We start from the raw sequence: 19565 nt of genomic DNA on the forward strand, positions 1-19565 counted from the left end.
AGCGAATGAACCCATTGAGATTCATTCGCTTTTCTGTGTTATAAAAATCGGATAAAGGTTTATAAATTAGCCAATTCGATTACCTTTTCTACCGCAGCCGATACACCTTCTACATCCTTACCACCTGCTTGCGCATAGTGAGGTTGACCTCCGCCGCCACCTTTGATAAGTTTTGCCGCTTCACGGATAATCTTTCCAGCGTTCAATTCATGGTCTTTCACCATATCATCGCTCAACATAATTGAGAGTAAAGGCTTGTTTTCGTGGGTTGAACCCAATACGCAAACCAACTTTTCAGGGATTGCTTCACGCACTTTAAAGACAATATCTTTTGCCGAAGCAGGCTCAACAGGCAATACAGCCTTGACAACCTTGACGCCATTCACGGTTTCTGCACTTTCTACCAAACCATTTGCCATACGACTAACAGCTTGTTGGCGGAAACTTTCCATTTCCTTTTTCATAGCATCATGTTCTTGAATGTATTTTGCAACAACACTCTTCAAGTCCTTAGCATTGTTGAACATCGCCTTCAAATCACGCATGGTGTCTTCAAGCTCATAAACAGCTTCTTCGCATTGTTCGCCCGTGAGTGCTTCAATACGGCGAATACCTGCTGCAACACTGCTTTCATTAACGATTTTGAAGAAGCCAATACGACCTGTCGAAGTGGCATGAATACCACCACAGAACTCACATGAAGGACCAAAACTTATAACACGTACTTTATCGCCATACTTTTCGCCAAACAAAGCTACAGCGCCCATCTTTTTTGCTTCCTCTAATGGAGTATTACGATGCTCGTCACACTTCAAATCTTGACGAATCATGTCGTTCACCATGCGTTCTACTTGGCGTAATTCCTCATCAGTTACCTTTTGGAAATGTGAAAAGTCGAAACGCAAAGTATCAGCACTAACATAAGAACCCTTTTGTTCGCAATGGTCGCCCAACACTTGCTTCAGCGCATAGTCTAACAAGTGGGTAGCAGTATGGTTAGCTGCTGACGCATCACGCTTGTCTGTATCAACGCAAGCCATAAAATCAGCCTCTACATTCTTAGGCATTTGCTTGACAATATGGATACTTTGATTGTTTTCACGCTTTGTATCAATGATATCAATGGTTTCGTCTTCGCTAACCAAAACACCTTGGTCGCCAACCTGTCCACCCATTTCGCCATAGAAAGGAGTGTGGTCTAAGACAATTTCAAAGAAGGTATTTTTCTTTTGAGTAACCTTTCTGTAACGCAAAATGTGGCATTCGTATTCGGTATAATCGTAGCCAACAAATTCTTGTTCACCCTCTTTCAACACTACCCAGTCGCCATTTTCAACCACTGCGGCATTGCGAGCGCGTGCTTTTTGTTGTGCCATTTCTGCTTCAAACTGCTTTTCATCAACTGTAAAACCATTTTCACGGCAGATGAGTTCAGTTAAATCGAGTGGAAAACCATAAGTATCGAACAAGCGGAATGCCTCTTTTCCATCGAGTTCGGTCTTGCCTTGCGCCTTCATTTCGTCCATTGCATTGGTTAAAAGGTTGATACCTTTCTCCAAAGTACGCAAGAATGAATCTTCTTCTTCCTTAATCACACGAGCTATCAATTCACGTTGAGCAGGCAATTCAGGATAAGCATTGCCCATTTCGTGAATGAAAGTATTGAGCAATTTATAGATAAAGGCTTCTTTTTGTTCAAGGAAAGTATAAGCATAGCGTACGGCACGGCGCAAAATACGACGTATTACATAGCCAGCCTTAGCATTTCCTGGCAACTGACTGTCAGCTATTGAGAAGGCAACAGCACGCATGTGGTCGGCTACGACACGCATAGCGATGTCTATTTTTTCTTGTTCGGTCTTGCCTTCTCCCTCTTTTCCCGATGGTGTAGTAAAGCCATATTTCTTGCCACTCAAGCGTTCAATCTCTTTGATTGTAGGCTGGAAGATGTCAGTATCATAGTTTGAGTTCTTTCCTTGCAACATTCTTACAAGACGTTCGAACCCCATTCCCGTATCGATAACGTTCATTGCCAATGGTTCGAGTGTGCCGTCCGATTTGCGTTGGAATTGCATAAAGACGATATTCCATATTTCAATCACCTGTGGGTCGTCCTTGTTCACAAGCTCACGACCAGGAACTTTTGCCTTTTCCTCTGCACTACGAGAGTCTACATGGATTTCTGAGCAAGGACCACAAGGCCCCGTTTCACCCATTTCCCAAAAATTATCGTGCTTGTTACCATTGATAATATGGTCTTCTGGCAAATGTTTTGCCCAATAGCTTGCTGCTTCGTCATCACGAGCGATGCCCTCTTCTGGGCTACCTTCAAAGATAGTAACATACAAATCCTTTGGGTCGAGTTTTAAAACTTCAACCAAATATTCCCACGCGTAGTCGATAGCGTTCTCTTTAAAGTAGTCGCCAAAACTCCAGTTGCCCAGCATTTCGAACATGGTATGGTGGTAAGTATCGTGTCCAACCTCTTCCAAGTCGTTGTGCTTACCGCTAACACGCAAGCATTTTTGCGAGTCTGCACGGCGACGTGGCTCTGGTTCTTTCGTACCAAGGATAATATCTTTCCACTGGTTCATACCAGCGTTGGTGAACATCAGCGTAGGGTCATCTTTTATCACCATAGGTGCAGACGGTACGATGACGTGTCCTTTCGACTCGAAAAACTTTTTGAACGAGTCGCGGATTTCATTTGCTGTCATCATCTTCATATTCTTAATTTTATAAAATTCATTCAAAAGTGTTGCAAAGATACTGACTTTTCACTATTTTTGCAAATGAATTGGAAAATGATTGAACAATGGTAGAAAAATCGCACAAACTCTATTACTCTATAAAAGAGGTGGCTCAAGAGATGAATGTAACGGAAAGTTTGCTTCGTTATTGGGAAACAGAGTTTCCACACCTTCGTCCTAAGACCACAGGAAACCGTGTTCGCCAATACACTGAAAAGGATATTGAGCAAATAAAGGTGATTTATAACCTCGTAAAAGTACGTGGATTTAAAATTGCAGCTGCCAGAAAGATGTTGCAAGAAAACCGTAGTGGAGCTGATAAGAGTCAGCAAGTGTTAGAAAGCCTCATGTCAGTACGCGACCAATTGAAAGCATTGAAATTGCAAATAGATAGCTTGACTTGATAAATTTAATGATGTTTGTAAAGGTTTGTTACAGAAAATTAAGACGAGAAATTGTTCGGATACATTTCTATCACTTATCTTTGCAGCGTATTAATCTATAGGAATAATGAAGAAAGTATTAGTATTAATGGCAGCTTGCGCCACAATGGTAGCATGCCAACAAAAAGGTAAAACAGAAAAGAGTGCAGAAGCAAACGATAGCGCAAAAGTAGAAGCTACAGATTCTATGCGTTATGCAGGTGAACTTCCAGCAGCCGATGGCCCTGGTATTCGTTACGAAATCGCATTGGCAGCCGATAGCACCAATGGTTTCAGTGTAAAACAAACATATCTTGAAGCTGAAAAGGGAAAAGATTTAGTTTATAATTATACTGGTAAGGCTGAAAAAATCGAAAAAGATGTAAAGGGTACTAAGAAAGTAGGCTTTAAGTTTGCAATGGGTAAGGACGAAACAGTATACTTCCTCCAAGCTAACGATTCAACCCTCCGTATGGTGGACGAAAACTTGCAAGAAACAGGTATCAAAGGTCTTAACTACGATTTGAAATTAGTAAAGTAATTGAGTAGAAAGGAGTTGCTATTGATTTGAAATAGCATATCTATAAAAGTAAAGATAGGTGGTCTTGATAAAATCAGACCACCTCTTTTTTGTGCCACTTTATCTTGAAATACAAATAGACCATTTTCTTTATATCCTTAATTCCGCAGCATAAATTCTTGTGAGAACTCCAAGTGTCTGAGAAACAAAGTTCTCAAAACACTTGGATATGTCAGAAATTTCACCTATCTTGGTGCTGCAAATATAACAGGTAAGCAAAAATCTGACATGACAAAGGTAGCAATTAAAAACGAGAATATCACTTCTTTCGGTGGAATTTATCATATTATGGACGTTTCTCAAAGTTGGGCTTTGAAAAACTTACCGAATCTGTATTGGGCAAACGTGGAAGTAGCGGCAAAGCATTCTGTTATGGAAGTATTTTTTGTGGTTTTTCATACTTCCCCATTGGTTTGGGTGGAGTCTTTTCTAAACATAAAATCCCCATATCAATGGATAAATCTCAAAAATGTCACTTCAATATATAAAAGTACCTCACAAGGAATAATGCTGCGGAATTGAGGTTAGCATATTACTTATCGTATTGTTTTATAAATTTATATTTTACCATTTCATCAGGATCACCTTTCCATATAAATAAATCCCATGGTGGATTATCCTCGTTGAAGCCTTGACCTGAAATAAAAAATATTATTCCACCTTTCCCTCTCATATCTTCTAAAACATAAGTTATTTTTATACCTTCATTAATTCCAAAAAGGATACCACTGTTTACGTCCTTTTCAATCTTCCATGTACCATTTGTATTTAATTTCCTTAATTCATCGGTTGCAGTGTTTATAATGTTATAATTTAGAGATTTCAAGACACAAGTGCCATCTTTATTAATCATTATTTCAGCGCCGTCATCAGCTTTCCAATTCCCAATAAAGTAAGTATTCTCTATTTGGGGAGAATTACAGCCAAATAAAAATACAATACAACTGTATATTAAATTCTTCAATTTCATTATCGTCTCATTTGCAACGTTTCTGTCCATCTAAATGATTGTGAAGTTATTGAACCCATCCCTTTTCATCTTTTTTATTTATCACCTTAATTCCGCAGCATAAATTCTTGTGAGAACTCCAAGTGTCTGAGAAACAAAGTTCTCGAAACACTTGGATATGTCAGAAATAAGCCATAATAACTATATACTAACCATCTTCCATTTATATTTCTTTTTTTCTTTATTAAAAGCTTTGTTACTTATTTCTATGAAAAGTATATTATAATCATTATTTATTTTTTTCACCTCTGTCTTTAAATAATGGACTCTTTTTTGTTTATCTGTAACCTGCACTATTATACCGCTTTTATTGTAACCATAGGCAATAGTTGTTGCAATTATAAAACTGGAAGACCTTGTATATCTAAAGCCTGGCCCAAGTACAGGAAATCCTTGCGAATCTATTATCTCAAAATGCGCAGGATATTCATAAACTACTTGTGCGCTCAAATTATAGGGTAATTTTTCCCTTGGATCTGAACAAGAGAATAATACTAACACGAATATAAAAAAATATTTCATTATTGTACTGGCTTAAAAAGTAAGTTCGTGTTCGCATCTTATAATGTCTTAATTCTGCAGCATAAATTCTTGTGAGAACTCTAAGTTTCTGAGAAACAAAGTTCCCAAAACACTTGGATATGTCAGAAATTTCACCTATCTTGGTGCTGCAAACATAACAAGTAAGCAAAAATCTGACATGGCAAAGGTAGCAATTAAAAACGAGAATATCACTTCTTTCGGTGGAATTTATCACATCATGGACGTTTTTCAAAGTTGAGCTTTGAAAAACTTACCGAATCTGTATTTGGTAAACGTGGAAGTAGCGGCAAAGCATTCTGTTATGGAAGTATTTTTTGTGGTTTTTCATACTTCTCCATTGGTTTGGGTGGAGTCTTTTATGCTTAGAAAAGACCCAAGAAACACCGAAGCACCTCATATCAACATATAGAGCCCCAAAAAGACATCTCAACATATAAAATTTTCTCACAAGAAAAAATACTGCGGAATTAAGGTATATTAAAAAATAGGTTGTTTCTTACTTTAAAATAGGTTGTTTTTTTCTATCTTGCTTTTAATTTAGAAACCTATATGCCTTTTATTTTTCATCAATCACACGTCTGCAAGAACCACTTGTTGCAGACATTTTTACTTTAATCGCTTCATTCTAAATCCGCTTCAACCATTACGACATATAATCTATGGGAAAGCGGAGCAATTATAGGCTTGTTGCTGTCGCTAAAATTATGATTTTGATTGCTTCCAATTGTATTTTGTTGCTGTGGTTTCAATAAATTTTGAAAAATCTGAGGGCATAGATTGCTTGGGAATTAAGTAGCCTTGTACCTTTGAAATAAGAAGATAAATATGTGTTTGAGTTTCTATACTTTCGATAATTTTATCGTAAGGTAGGTTCGTGTTATCATATTCTGAAATAATTTCGAGGTGGTCGGTAAAGAAATTTGTTGCAATTTTTAAGTCTTGTAGTGCCTTGTTTTGCTCGTATGCTTTCTGTGCTTTTCGGTCTACTCCCTTTGTTATTTTCCAATTGTAATAAATTCCAAAGCACAAATAAAAGAGAGTGGCTGCGATATATGCTGTTGAAGAAGTTAAAAAAGCAGCAATACAGAAACCAAGAAAGCCTAAAAGAAAGAAAAGATTAATGATGATTGCATTGCGGCGAAGGTGAAATTGTTGGCGTAAAATTACTCTGTTGAACAATAAATGTTCTTCAGCAGTCATCTGAAATTTGAGTTGGTATAATGGTTCCATATTTGTATTTTTAATAAATCCTCATCAAGTGTATTTAAATTTTATCTGCAGCTGCATTTATTCTTTTAGCTAAATCAGTAAGAGCGTGTTTCAATTCTTGTTTCTCTTCTTCGGTAAATTCAACTATATTCTTTTCATCATCAATGCCATTTAAATGCTCATAAAGCCATTTGGGAGTTTTATGAAGATAGTTTCCTGCTACTTCTCGCCATGAAACAGCTAAGAGAATATCATCAATCTTTTTGCAAAACGCATCATAATAGGTTACTATGTGCTTTATTTTAAATGCTTCTGTTGGTAATTCGTCTATCTTTTTACCACTTTGCTTTTGTTTTTGCACAAGTCTAATGAATTCTTCGTTTGCGTATTTTTCAAATTCATTCCAATCTGTTCCACTATAAGTTAATGACCACTCTGGGAATAATGGACAGGTTGATTTGTATCCATTTTCTAATTTGGTAGTTAAAATAAAAATCATTTCCATATTTATAATCTTGCGTTTAAAGTTGCTTGAAATTTTACAAAGGGGTATTTACATTTGTATCAATAAGCATTGCAAAGATATGGCAACCGAAAGCAAAAGAAAATATCGTTAATTTCTAAGTGCATACTGCCATATCTTAATTGCAAAGATACAAAAAAGGCTGCAAAGAGCGAATCTTTGCAGCCTTTATATTGATGAAATTTGTTATAAATTAGAATTCTGCGTTCTTTGGAGTACGTGCAAAAGGAATAACATCACGAATGTTTTGCATACCTGTTACGAAGAGAATAAGACGTTCGAAACCAAGACCGAAACCGCCATGAGGACAAGTTCCGTACTTGCGGGTATCGAGATACCAATCGTAAACTTCTTCTTTCATGCCACGACTTTGGATTTCGTTAAGCAGTTTTTCATAACTCTCTTCACGCACAGAGCCGCCAATGATTTCGCCAATGCGTGGGAAAAGTACATCAGTACCTTGCATTGTTTTTCCATCAGCGTTCTTTTTCATGTAGAACGACTTAATTTGGCTTGGGTAATCGGTCATGATTACTGGACGCTTAAAGTGCTTTTCCACCAAATAACGTTCGTGTTCGCTACTTAAATCCATGCCCCATTCAGACACAGGGAATTCGAATTTAACGCCACTTTCTTGTGCTTTCTTTAAAATTTCAAATCCTTCAGTGTAGGTCAAGCGTACAAAAGTATCTTTGAGAACACCTTCAAGACGAGCAATAAGTTCCTTATCAATCATTTGGTTGAGGAACTCTAAGTCGTCCTTGCAATTATTCAATGCCCAACGAACACAGTATTTAATGAAGTCTTCTTCCAAGTCCATTAACTCTTGTTGGTCGATAAAAGCTACTTCAGGTTCTACCATCCAAAACTCAGCCAAGTGTCGTGGTGTGTTAGAATTTTCTGCACGGAATGTAGGACCGAAAGTATAGATAGCTCCGAGCGATGTTGCTCCGAGTTCACCTTCCAATTGTCCTGACACTGTGAGGTGGGTTTTCTTACCAAAGAAGTCTGCATTATAGTCTACTTCACCTGCTTTTGCCACACGGTCTAAGTCGAGTGTAGTAACTTGGAACATATTTCCTGCTCCTTCGGCATCGCTACCTGTGATGAGCGGAGTGTGGAAATAGTAGAAACCATGTTCGTGGAAATATTGGTGAATAGCCATTGCCATATGGTGGCGAATGCGGAATACAGCTCCAAAAGTATTGGTACGCAAGCGCATGTGCCCGTATTTACGCATATATTCGAAGCTTTGACCCTTTTTTTGCATAGGGTAATCGCTTGGGCAAAGACCATAAATTTCAATTTCTTTGCATTGAATTTCAGAGGTTTGTCCTTTACCTTGGCTTTCTACAAGTACGCCATTGACACTGATACAAGCACCTGTTGTAATGCTTTTCAATGTTTCTGCGTCCATTGAATTAGGGTCGACAACCACTTGGATATTCTTTATGGTAGAACCGTCGTTTAATGCAATGAAATCGACAGCTTTACTGCTACGGTGAGAACGCACCCACCCTCTAACATTTATATCTTTTCCAAAGTCGGTGCAACTTAAAGCATCGACGACTTTTGTTCTTTTCATTTATGTTTAGTTTATTAAAATCTTCCCATGCAGTTTATTTTGGCTTGCCAAATACTACATGAGAAAGATAGTTTATTTATTCGAAAGCTCCCATACGCAACATGTCTACCTCTTGTTCGGTGAGGAAACGCCAGTCGCCACGGCGGAGATTCTTCTTTGTAAGACCTGCAAATTGTACACGGTCGAGTTTTATTACACGATAGCCAAGGCTTTCGAAAATACGGCGAACAATGCGATTCTTACCGCTATGAATTTCGATTCCTACTTGACTTTGGTCGAGTGAGTCTGCGTATTCTATGGCATCAGCCTTAATTTCACCATCTTCCAACTCAATACCATCAGATATTTGTTGTAAAGTTTGTGGAGTTGCAGGCTTATCCAAGTAAACGTGGTAAACCTTTTTCTTCAAGAACTTAGGGTGGGTGAGTTTACTTGCAAGGTCGCCATCGTTAGTAAGGAGCAATACACCAGTAGTATTTCTGTCCAAACGACCTACTGGGTAGATACGTTCTGGGCAAATTCCCTTTACGAGATCCATAACTGTTTTGCGTTGTTGTGGGTCATCGCTGGTTGTAACATAATCCTTTGGCTTGTTCAAAAGAACATAAACTTTCTTTTCTAAGGTTACAGGTTGACCTTTGAAAGTGATAACATCAGAACGCAAAATCTTTGTTCCTAGTTCATTTACTACTTCTCCATTTACTGTAACGACACCTGCTTGGATAAATTCGTCTGCTTCACGACGTGAGCAAACTCCTGCATTGGCAAGATACTTATTCAAGCGCAATGGTTCATTAGGGTCGAAGTTTTCTTCTTTATATTCTATGCGCTTTTTGAGCGAATATTTTGCATTTGGGTCGTAATCGGCACTATGTTGGCGATAGCCACCTTGTTGTCCATAACCGCCACGATTGTTGTTGTAACCTCCTTGACGATTGTTGTTATAGCCACCACGATTTTGATAGCCACCGCCTTGACGATTGTTGTAGCCGCCACGATTGTTGTAACCTCCTTGACGATTGTTGTAACCTCCTTGACGATTGTTATTATAGCCTCCACGACTTTGATAGCCACCTTCTTGACCTTCGCCGTTGTTGTAGCGTGGGCGATAACCACCTTGTTGGCGATTTGGATAACCGCCTTCTTGTTCTTCCCCATTGTTGTAGCGTGGACGATAACCACCTTGTTGTGGGCGATTTTGATAACCACCCTGACGGTTGTTATAGCCTCCACGACTTTGATAGCCACCTTCTTGACCTTCGCTGTTATTGTAACGTGGGCGATAGCCACCTTGTTGGCGATTTTGATAACCACCTTGGCGATTTTGATAGTTATTGCCATAGCTGTTTGTGCGTGGGCGATAGCCTCCTTGACGTTCTGCACCAGTATTCCCTTGAAGATTTGAACCGAATCCTTCTGGACGGAATCCTCCTTCTTCGGTGTTGTTTTCACGGTCTATTCCGTATGCGCGCTGCGACTGAATGCGTGGACGTTGTGGACGTCCTGTACTGTTGTAACTTCTTTCATAATAGCTATGTCCTGCAGATGAGTAGCCATCACGGTTATTCTCACTCTGTTCAGATAAGCCTTCTTTGTTTTCAAGTTCTTCTGTCATAGTTTTTTGTTTTTTTAAATTTATATTTAGCCTCCCGGCCGTTTATTCTTTTTCTTATATTATTTATTTCTTAATAATGTTTTCAGAAAACAATGTTTAGTCATTGTGTTTTCGCCTAATTTTTAAATGCCTGTATAATTTAATGGTGTAATATCCATCAATTCTTTTTTCACATCTTCACTCACGTTTAGGGCTTGAATGAACTCGTGAATACTTTCTGCGGTCATTTGTTGATTAGTACGTGTCAATGCTTTTAATGCTTCGTATGGGTGTGGGTAAGCCTCTCTACGCAATATAGTTTGTATGGCTTCTGCCACTACAGCCCATGTTTGTTCCAAGTCGGCTGTTAGCTTTTCTTGGTTCAATATGAGTTTTCGCAATCCTTTCAATGTGCTTTGAATAGCGATGATACCATGTCCGAAAGGTACACCAATATTGCGTAAAACGGTAGAATCGGTGAGGTCGCGTTGCAAACGGCTTACTGGTAACTTTTGTGCCAAGAACTGTAAAACTGCGTTTGCTATACCCATGTTGCCTTCACTGTTTTCGAAATCGATAGGATTTACCTTGTGAGGCATTGCACTTGAGCCAACTTCACCTGCCTTAATCTTTTGTTTAAAGTATTCCATAGAAATGTAAATCCAGAAATCTCGGTTAAGGTCGATGACGATTGTGTTAATTCTGCGCATGGCATCGAAGATACTTCCCAAGTGGTCATAGTTGCTTATTTGCGTTGTCCATTGCTCGCGTTCCAATCCAAGGTGCTTGCTTACAAATGTATTGCCGAATGTTTTCCAATCATACTTAGGATAAGCCACATGATGTGCATTAAAATTACCTGTTGCACCGCCAAATTTTGCAGTTAGCTTGCAACTTTTCAATGTTTCTAATTGCTCTTTCAGGCGATAAACAAACACTTCTATTTCTTTGCCCAATCGTGTTGGCGAAGCTGGTTGTCCGTGTGTTTTAGCAAGCATTGGCACGTCTTTCCATTCTTCAGCATAGGCTTCCAATTGTGCTATCAACTCTTCTACTTGTGGGTAGTATACTTCTGTGAGGGCTTCCTTAATAGAAAGTGGCACACTGGTATTGTTGATATCTTGCGATGTCAATCCAAAGTGGATAAATTCTTTATATGAGTCGAGACCTCCAATCTTGTCGAACTCCTCTTTTATAAAGTATTCTACTGCTTTTACGTCGTGATTGGTTACTTTTTCAATATCTTTCACCCTTGCCGCATCCTCTTCGGTGAAGTTATGATAGATGTCGCGTAGCTTTTTGAATAAAGTTTTATCGAAATCAGCCAACTGCGGCAATGGCAGTTCGCACAAGCTGATGAAATATTCAATTTCCACTCTTACTCTATATTGTATGAGTGCAAATTCTGAAAAATAGTTTGCGAGTTTTTCGGTTTTGCCTCTATAACGCCCATCTACGGGCGACACGGCGGTTAATACATCAAGCACCATAAGTATGTTTTATTATTCAATATGCAAAATTAGCTATTTAAAATGAATTGGTAGCAATAAATTCTAATAATATTTTGTAAAATTGAGGCTCTGATTGTTTATAAAAACAAAATACCTCACAACGTTTCGTTGCAAGGTAACCTCTATTACTTAACGTGGGCGTTGACGGATTCGAACCGCCGACCCTCTGCTTGTAAGGCAGATGCTCTAAACCAACTGAGCTAAACGCCCTCTAAAAAATATCCCTGCAACCCCGAAAGACCACAGGGAACACCCCTGTGGGCGTTGACGGATTCGAACCGCCGACCCTCTGCTTGTAAGGCAGATGCTCTAAACCAACTGAGCTAAACGCCCTTACTTTTCAGTAAGCGGGTGCAAAGATAGGTATATAATCTTTAAATTCCAAATTTTTACTCTACTTTTTTATACGTGCCATGAAAATATTTAGTAAAGCAAAGTAAACCAGCAAGTGCAAAATTACAAAATATTACCCCAATTTCTTATCCCGAATTGGGGTAAGTAAAAATTAAATGAGTCTTATCTACCCGTTTTGCACTTTGATGATTTCGTCTTATCTACCGAAGTAGAAATTAAATGAGTCTTATTGACCAACACTCTGTTAATAATCGCATAATTGTTTAAAAATGAACGAGTTGATTAACAAAATATAACTAAATAAATTTGGCTAAGTGTCTGATTTTCAGTACCTTTATAGTTGATTTAAGATTTTAAAAGTATGATGATTTCAGAACCACTTAGCCAATATGAGGAGATCCTCAAGAATGCAATCCGTGCATCAATGAAAGAATCTGGTGCAAAGTTAGCAAAAACTTTCCAGACTCTGCTCATCGAGATACTGACTTTATATATGATTCTACCCAGAAAGATAAACTTCACACAGATGGCTCGCTACGGCAAGCATGGCGAGCAGACCTATCGTCAGAATTTCAACCGCAAGAAGAAAGACTGCATCGATTGGCTTCTGTTGAACCTGTCTCTTGCAAGGCGTGTGTTGGACATGGATGGCTTACTTGCCATTGCTATAGACCCGTGCTATATCAGCAAGGCCGGGAAGAAGATTCCTCATATCGGACGGTTCTGGTCGGGATGTGCAAGGGCGGTGAAACACGGATTTGAAATCATGGGCATCGGCTTGCTGGATGTTGCCAACAACAAGTGCATGATGCTGCGTGCCCATCAGACAATAGGGAACTCCGCGCTGAAGATGAGGAACAAGACACTCGTTGAATATTACATCAGTGTTATGAAGCGGTATTCAAAGAAACTTCTGAGTATCACTGATATAGTAGTGGCTGATGCATTCTTCTCCACATCCACGTTCGAGAAGGGCATATCGGAGCTTGGCTTCTATCTGGTCAGCCGCTTCCGTGACAACGCTTGCCTGCATTACATTCCCAAGAGGGAAAAGAGGCGTGGACGACCAAGAGTCAAGGGAGACAAGATTGACTTGGCAAACCTCAACCTCTCATGCATGGAAGAACTGCACATTGATGGACTGGACGGAAAGGCGTACACCCTCGAGGCTTATGCCAAGGCTCTGAAGAAGAGGGTGCGACTTGTCATCTGGCGAATGCCAGGTGGAAAGTGCAAGTTGTTCTTCTCGACAAAACTCTCAATGACGGGTGAGGAAGTATTGAAGACATACCGCACTCGTTTCCAGATAGAGTTCTGCTATCGCGACAGCAAGCAGTTTACGGGACTTATGGATTGTCAGGCAAGACACAAGAGACAGTTGGACTTTGCGTTTAACGCATCGTTCGCCTCACTGAATGCCGCCAAGGTCTTCATGAAAGACAATGGCATGGACAATTCCATGGCAAAAGTTAAGTCATTGATGTTCAATGCGAACTATACGAAATTAATTTTCGACATGTCCCGATGCCGACCGAACCGAACTTTAATTAGTAAGATTGTCAAAGAACTCATTGGCTGGCAGCCTAAGGCTGCGTAGCCATATACTCAAATTTTAACGAACTATTGATTTTAGAAGCAATGCACTTATCTCTGATAAATCCCATTTCTTTGTATGAAATTCTTTTTTTCTCCACTTTGGAGAATCGATAAAACAGGATGCTCTCCTAAAACAGTATATCGATATAGATAAATTGAATCATTAGTTATTCTATTCAACAATACATAATTCTTTTCTTTGACTAAACGGTCTCCTCTTTGGGGAGTTATGATATTCATATCTGCTTTGCTTATCTCAACTGAGGAAGAAATATCTTTTAGAATATAATTGTTGCCATTAGGGCATATTCTATCAATTCGTATATCATAATTTATACATTGAATACTATCAATAATATTTTTTCTCTTAGCGTGAATGTTTTGTATAAACATACGAGGATCTCTAATCGCATGTAATACTATATTTTGGTTATTCTGTGTAAGGATGACCATAGAATCATTATACCTTGATATAACGAAATAATTATCATACAATCCCATATATAGTAATGTGTCATTTTTTATACTCCAACGATGAGCCCATTCTACATCATGGGAGAAAACAAAGTCCTGTAATCTCCCCCTTTCGTCTTGACTTTTTACTTGCAATTGTCCATCTTTGTTAAAAATTAAGTATAAAGGAAGATTAAGTATTGTATCACTTTCATTATACCAATATCTATATCTATCCCCGGTTAGAATCTCTTTAACATTATTATTTCGGCATGATACTAATAATGAGGATATTAGCAATAATTTTATTATATGTATATGTTTCATTATTGTCAAAAATGAATCTTATTTCCTCCTTCCCTTATTTCCGCAGCGTTTTTGCTTGCAAGAAATGCAAGTGCCTGATACATAAAAGTATTCAAACACTTGCGTATGTCAGAAAATTCACTTATCTTAGTGCTATCAAACATGTAAAACAATAAATCAACTGACATGACAAAAGTAGCAATAAAATCTGACAAAATAACCTCTTTTGGTGGAATTTTTCACGTAATGAATGTTTTTTCCAAACTTGGACTCAATCAAATTATTGATTCCTCGCTTGGTCAGCGTGGCAGTACAGGTACGGCATTCCAATATAGTGATATTATTTCATCGCTGTTTTATAGCTGTTTGTGCGGCGCAGAGTCAACCAGCAAGTGCAAAATTATAAAACGTATTTGAAGAATTCACACTTTGGAGTAGAAAAGTTTAATTTTTCTCTCGGTCTTTCGTTCAATTTCTTTTGTATCGACATAATTCCTGATGAACCTATTTTTATGTTCTTGCTCATATCAAATACAAGTGAATTTTAAAACCTATTGTTTTGGCATTCAAAATAGGCTATTTGGGAGCTCAAAACAATAGGTTTTGAAAATAAAAGCATATTAACCATTATTTCAGAGGAATTTTTCTATTGGTTTAAAAGAACTTAAGGAAGCAAATGTGGTTTACACTTGTTATAAATCCAAGCACACCTATAAGTTGGTGAATTCAACTAGCAAGTGCAAATTTACACTATATTGCCGTAAAAGCATTCTTGTGGTGTCTTATAATCCAATTTTTTTCTTGGTCTTGTGTTAATTTTATATTGTATTTTTGCATTTTGTTGATGTGTTATGTTGTCAAAATCTGTTCCCTTTGGTATGAATTGCCTTATTAATGCATTTTGATTTTCAATGAGCGGTTTCTGCCACGGCGAATGTGGGTCGGCAAAATAGACCGTAACGCCTAATTTCTTTGTAATATACTGGTGATTTGCAAACTCTGTACCATTGTCTGTAGTTATACTTTTGAGGGTATCCTTAAATGGCATCAATAGTTTTACAACTATATCTGCAACCTCGTCCGCATCCTTTCCTTTGTTCGACTTTCTTATGAGGATATAGTTCGTCTGCCTCTCTACGAGCGTAACGATAACTCCTTTGTTTCCTTTTCCAACAATAGTATCCAATTCCCAGTCGCCAAATCTTGTCCCGTCAGCTTCTTTTGGTCGTTCAGCAATAGACGTCCTGTTTAGGATTGTTGTACGCTTACCCCCAACAGGTCTGTTTCTGTGTTTTAGCCTGTATCGACAGTACTTATAAAGGCAGCCTCCATTTCTTTTATCCTTGCGGATTAGCTTGTAAATAGTTTCATAAGAAATCTTCATCTCTCTTTTTCTCAATACGTTAGAGATTTGTTCGGGAGACCATTGTTCTTCTACCAATAAACGGATTACTTCCTTCCATACTTCTTTCTTTATAGTATGGTTGCCAGGATTACGATGCTTTCGATAGACAGCATTAGCTTGGGCTGTCTCCGCATTATATTTACCTTGTTTACCACTATTGCGTTTTATTTCACGATAAACCGTACTACGGTCTACCCCGATTAACTCTGCTATTTCACTTTTTGGTGTTTTCTTTTGGAGTAAGATAGAAATTGTGTATCTTTGCCCCGAAGTCAGTTGTTTATACATAAGCAATACAAAATTAATTGATTTCAGGGAGATTCGTTAGAGTCTCCTTTTCTTTTTTATCGTATTGCTAGTTGTTATTCACTATTGGCGGCGGCTATCTTGGTGGCTACTCGCCCCCAAACCCCTCGGTGTTTTATGGCATAGATTATTAAGAGTTACGCCATATTTTGTTGCAGTTCTATATTGAACTTACGGTTTAATAAGGCTGAGAAATTAAACTAACTTCTTCTGACGATGGTTAAGCATCTTGGTTTGACACACGAAGGAAGCAACGTTAATTTAGACTTTGACCACCAGTTTATTCCTGCGCACAAATACGATGCAACATATTCTTATAAAGGTGATTACGGTTACTTTCCTGGCTGGGCACACCTGCCTTTCTCCTTTCTTGAGCAGGACACCTTCTTTATGCTCGTTACCGAAGTCTTTTTCGACTCCAAATTGTTTTGAAATGCCAAACAATAGGTTTTGACGGACAAAAGCTACTGTTTTGCGATGCAAAATAGCCTGTTTTGTAAAATGTTGTCCTAGTGCGACTGACAAGATGTCGCATTCTTTCCACTTTGGCACACTTGGCATATCGTTTGTAATAAATAAGGCGAAGGCAGCAATGAAAGGAAGCTGCAACAATAGAAAACGAAATAAATAAAAATAAAAAATATAAATTATGGGAAAGATTATTGGTATCGACTTAGGAACAACAAACTCTTGTGTTGCAGTGTTTGAAGGCAACGAGCCTGTTGTAATTGCAAATAGTGAAGGTAAACGTACAACTCCTTCTGTGATTGGTTTTGTTGAAGGTGGCGAACGCAAAGTGGGCGACCCTGCAAAGCGTCAAGCTATCACCAATCCACAAAAGACGGTTTACTCTATCAAGCGTTTTATGGGCGAAACTTACGCTCAGTGTGCAAAAGAAAACGACCGTGTGCCATTCAATGTTGTAAACGAAGGTGGTTACCCACGTGTTCAGATTGACGACCGCAAATACACTCCACAGGAAATCTCTGCAATGGTGCTTCAGAAGATGAAGAAGACCGCAGAAGATTACTTAGGTCAAGAAGTTACAGACGCTGTTATCACCGTGCCTGCTTATTTCTCTGACTCACAACGTCAAGCAACAAAGGAAGCTGGACAAATCGCTGGTTTGAACGTTCAACGTATCGTAAACGAACCAACCGCAGCAGCCCTCGCTTATGGTGTGGACAAGGCTAACAAGGATATGAAGATTGCAGTGTTTGACCTCGGTGGTGGTACATTCGATATTTCAATTCTTGAGTTCGGTGGTGGTGTGTTCGAAGTGTTGTCTACAAACGGTGATACTCACTTAGGTGGTGATGATTTCGACCAAGTTATCATAGACTGGTTGGCTAACGATTTCAAGGCTGCCGAAGGTATCGATTTGACCAAAGACCCAATGGCAATGCAACGTTTGAAGGAAGCTGCTGAAAAGGCAAAGATTGAACTTTCAAGTACAACAACAACTGAAATCAACTTGCCTTACATCACAGCTGAAGGCGGTATGCCAAAGCACTTGGTAAAGAGTTTGACTCGTGCGCAGTTCGAACAATTGGCACATGGCTTGATTCAAGCTTGTCTTGTACCTTGCCAAAACGCTATTCGTGATGCCAAATTGCAAACATCTGACATTGACGAAGTAATCCTCGTAGGTGGATCAAGCCGTATTCCAGCCGTACAAACATTGGTAAAGAACTATTTTGGTAAAGAACCTTCAAAGGGCGTAAACCCTGACGAAGTGGTAGCCATAGGTGCTGCTATCCAAGGTGCTATCCTTAATAAGGAAAGCGGTGTGGGCGACATCGTCTTGCTCGACGTTACTCCATTAACCCTCGGTATCGAAACAATGGGTGGCGTGATGACAAAACTTATTGATGCCAACTCAACCATTCCTTGCAAGAAGAGCGAGGTATTCTCAACCGCTGCCGACAACCAAACAGAGGTAACAATCCACGTTCTTCAAGGTGAACGCCCAATGGCAGCACAAAACAAGAGCATCGGTCAGTTCAATCTTACAGGCATTGCACCAGCTCGCCGTGGTGTACCACAAATCGAAGTAACATTCGATATTGATGCAAACGGTATCCTCAGCGTATCTGCAAAAGATAAGGCTACGGGCAAGGAACAAAGCATTCGAATCGAAGCATCAAGCGGTTTGAGCGATGAAGAAATTAACCGTATGAAGGCAGAAGCTGAACAAAATGCAGCAGCCGACAAGGCAGAACGTGAAAAGATTGATAAGCTCAACCAAGCCGACTCAATGATTTTCACCACCGAAAACTTCTTGAAGGATAATGGCGACAAGATTCCAACCGACCAAAAGCCAGGCATTGAGTCAGCTCTCCAGCAACTCAAAGACGCTCACAAGGCTGCCGATGTAGCCGCTATCGACACCGCCATCAACAACCTTAACACCGTAATGCAAGCTGCCTCGCAACAGATGTACAGCCAAGCTGGTCCACAGGCAGGTCCTCAGCCAGGCGCAGATGCTGGTCAGCAGGAGCAGCCAAAGCAGGATGACACCATCCAAGATGCAGACTTTGAGGAAGTGAAGTAAAATAATATTATAACCTTGCCCCAATGGTAGAAATATCATTGGGGCTTTTTAGATTAATCAAACACTATGAAAGAGAATAAAGGCGGAATATCAAAGGAAGATTATATCAATAACTTTGATGAAAAGAAATTAGAAGAGGCATTCCAAATAGCACTTGATACAAGAAAATTTGAGATTGAGTTATATTGGAAGCGCACAGGCTACTTCGTGCTTTTTATTGGTGCTGTTTTTGTCGGATACTATAGAGTGTTACCAATAAGTGAACCATCTGATAGTGAAAAGGAATGGCTACTTCTACTTCTTTCTTCTTTAGGTTTCTTGTTATCCCTCTTATGGTATATGGCAAACCGAGGAAGTAAGTTTTGGCAGGAAAATTGGGAAACTCATATTGAAGACTTGAGTATAGAATTAGGAAAACCTATTTTTGGCATTATAAAAATTAACGAGCATACTGTTTACAATCCGAAACAATTTAATAAATCGTATCCTTTTTCTGTTTCGAGAGTGAATCAAATGGTTAGTTTAATTATTACATTTAGTTGGTTACTAATCTTATTAAAAGATTTAGGAGTCTTTCTTAATTTTGAAAATAATAGTTCTGGCGTTTGGGATATAGCAAAACTATTGGTAGGTATTTTAGACTTTGCACTGTTTTGCTTTATACTTATATTTTGTAGAAGTTTTGTTGCTAACGTAAATATAGTAGAGTCTAGTGATACTAGTAAAACCAACAAAGAGAAGGTGTACTATTTTTATAATTATGATAGAGTCAAGATTAGACAAGAAGATAAGTTAGACGTATGCAATGAACTCCAAAATATCACTTCATCCTTAAGAAAAATATGCGGAATATTTAAGCGATAGT

Annotated in this window: 16 protein-coding genes, 2 tRNA genes and 3 pseudogenes; 9 read left to right on the plus strand and 12 right to left on the minus strand. The window is 38.8% G+C overall.

Annotated features, from left to right (window positions below):
* Positions 1–59 precede the first annotated feature (59 nt).
* Entirely contained in the window at positions 60–2720 is a 2661-nt protein-coding gene (gene alaS / locus DYI03_RS02140) for an alanine--tRNA ligase (RefSeq protein WP_025064694.1), read from the minus strand.
* 95 nt (positions 2721–2815) lie between these two features.
* Between alaS and DYI03_RS02145 the strand changes: the two genes are divergently transcribed.
* The 3 genes and pseudogenes from DYI03_RS02145 to DYI03_RS13380 form a co-directional block, all read left to right on the plus strand.
* A complete protein-coding gene (locus DYI03_RS02145; RefSeq protein WP_004356393.1) occupies positions 2816–3154 on the plus strand; it encodes a MerR family transcriptional regulator in 339 nt (112 codons plus the stop codon).
* A 106-nt stretch (positions 3155–3260) separates the two neighbouring features.
* Positions 3261–3713 (plus strand): copper resistance protein NlpE N-terminal domain-containing protein, encoded by a 453-nt coding sequence (locus tag DYI03_RS02150; RefSeq protein WP_021670402.1) that lies wholly within the window; start codon positions 3261–3263, stop codon positions 3711–3713.
* 267 nt (positions 3714–3980) lie between these two features.
* Positions 3981–4174 (plus strand): annotated as a pseudogene (locus DYI03_RS13380) (hypothetical protein); the annotation flags it as partial.
* Between the two features lie 110 nt (positions 4175–4284).
* Here DYI03_RS13380 and DYI03_RS02165 read toward each other — a convergent pair.
* Both DYI03_RS02165 and DYI03_RS02170 read right to left on the minus strand, forming a co-directional pair.
* On the minus strand, positions 4285–4752 hold the full coding sequence (locus DYI03_RS02165) for a hypothetical protein (RefSeq protein WP_021670405.1): 468 nt from the start codon (positions 4750–4752) through the stop codon (positions 4285–4287).
* Between the two features lie 150 nt (positions 4753–4902).
* Positions 4903–5283, minus strand: a complete 381-nt coding sequence (locus tag DYI03_RS02170; protein WP_021669562.1) for a hypothetical protein — start codon at positions 5281–5283, stop codon at positions 4903–4905.
* 178 nt (positions 5284–5461) lie between these two features.
* Between DYI03_RS02170 and DYI03_RS14010 the strand changes: the two are divergent.
* Positions 5462–5661 (plus strand): annotated as a pseudogene (locus DYI03_RS14010) (hypothetical protein); the annotation flags it as partial.
* A gap of 345 nt (positions 5662–6006) precedes the next feature.
* Here DYI03_RS14010 and DYI03_RS02185 read toward each other — a convergent pair.
* The 7 genes from DYI03_RS02185 to DYI03_RS02215 all read right to left on the minus strand — a co-directional run bounded on the left by DYI03_RS02185 (position 6007) and on the right by DYI03_RS02215 (position 12059).
* Positions 6007–6534 carry a YcxB family protein gene (locus tag DYI03_RS02185; RefSeq protein ID WP_004356411.1) on the minus strand — a complete coding sequence of 176 codons (528 nt, stop codon included), beginning with the start codon at positions 6532–6534 and terminating at the stop codon, positions 6007–6009.
* 34 nt (positions 6535–6568) lie between these two features.
* Positions 6569–7018: a DUF5053 domain-containing protein gene (locus tag DYI03_RS02190; protein WP_021668380.1), complete on the minus strand. Its 450-nt coding sequence runs from the start codon at positions 7016–7018 to the stop codon at positions 6569–6571.
* 211 nt (positions 7019–7229) lie between these two features.
* Positions 7230–8621 (minus strand): asparagine--tRNA ligase, encoded by a 1392-nt coding sequence (gene asnS / locus DYI03_RS02195; protein WP_004356406.1) that lies wholly within the window; start codon positions 8619–8621, stop codon positions 7230–7232.
* A gap of 76 nt (positions 8622–8697) precedes the next feature.
* A complete protein-coding gene (locus DYI03_RS02200) occupies positions 8698–10236 on the minus strand; it encodes a pseudouridine synthase (protein WP_036869776.1) in 1539 nt (512 codons plus the stop codon).
* Between the two features lie 122 nt (positions 10237–10358).
* On the minus strand, positions 10359–11705 hold the full coding sequence (gene purB, locus DYI03_RS02205; protein WP_021668376.1) for an adenylosuccinate lyase: 1347 nt from the start codon (positions 11703–11705) through the stop codon (positions 10359–10361).
* A gap of 156 nt (positions 11706–11861) precedes the next feature.
* Positions 11862–11936, minus strand: a tRNA-Val gene (locus DYI03_RS02210).
* Positions 11937–11984: 48 nt separating this feature from the next.
* A tRNA-Val gene (locus DYI03_RS02215) sits at positions 11985–12059 on the minus strand.
* A gap of 382 nt (positions 12060–12441) precedes the next feature.
* On the opposite strand from DYI03_RS02215, the gene DYI03_RS02220 reads away from it, so the two are divergent.
* Positions 12442–13677, plus strand: a complete 1236-nt coding sequence (locus DYI03_RS02220; protein ID WP_458693110.1) for a transposase — start codon at positions 12442–12444, stop codon at positions 13675–13677.
* 47 nt (positions 13678–13724) lie between these two features.
* Here the strand turns inward: DYI03_RS02220 and DYI03_RS02225 are convergent, their stop codons facing one another.
* Positions 13725–14456 carry a hypothetical protein gene (locus DYI03_RS02225; protein ID WP_021668169.1) on the minus strand — a complete coding sequence of 244 codons (732 nt, stop codon included), beginning with the start codon at positions 14454–14456 and terminating at the stop codon, positions 13725–13727.
* Positions 14457–14621: 165 nt separating this feature from the next.
* Here DYI03_RS02225 and DYI03_RS02230 point away from each other — a divergent pair.
* Positions 14622–14816, plus strand: a pseudogene (locus DYI03_RS02230) (IS1380 family transposase); the annotation flags it as partial.
* Between the two features lie 364 nt (positions 14817–15180).
* Here DYI03_RS02230 and DYI03_RS02235 read toward each other — a convergent pair.
* Positions 15181–16128: an IS30 family transposase gene (locus DYI03_RS02235; RefSeq protein ID WP_115367873.1), complete on the minus strand. Its 948-nt coding sequence runs from the start codon at positions 16126–16128 to the stop codon at positions 15181–15183.
* A gap of 234 nt (positions 16129–16362) precedes the next feature.
* On the opposite strand from DYI03_RS02235, the gene DYI03_RS13565 reads away from it, so the two are divergent.
* From DYI03_RS13565 to DYI03_RS02250, 3 genes are all read left to right on the plus strand, one after another.
* Entirely contained in the window at positions 16363–16578 is a 216-nt protein-coding gene (locus tag DYI03_RS13565) for a hypothetical protein (RefSeq protein ID WP_081784121.1), read from the plus strand.
* A gap of 217 nt (positions 16579–16795) precedes the next feature.
* Positions 16796–18700, plus strand: coding sequence for a molecular chaperone DnaK (gene dnaK, locus DYI03_RS02245; RefSeq protein ID WP_021668070.1), 1905 nt, complete (start codon positions 16796–16798; stop codon positions 18698–18700).
* Positions 18701–18766: 66 nt separating this feature from the next.
* Positions 18767–19564 (plus strand): RipA family octameric membrane protein, encoded by a 798-nt coding sequence (locus DYI03_RS02250; protein WP_021668069.1) that lies wholly within the window; start codon positions 18767–18769, stop codon positions 19562–19564.
* Position 19565 lies beyond the last annotated feature (1 nt).

This window comes from Prevotella disiens (assembly GCF_900454955.1).
Lineage (GTDB): Bacteria > Bacteroidota > Bacteroidia > Bacteroidales > Bacteroidaceae > Prevotella > Prevotella disiens.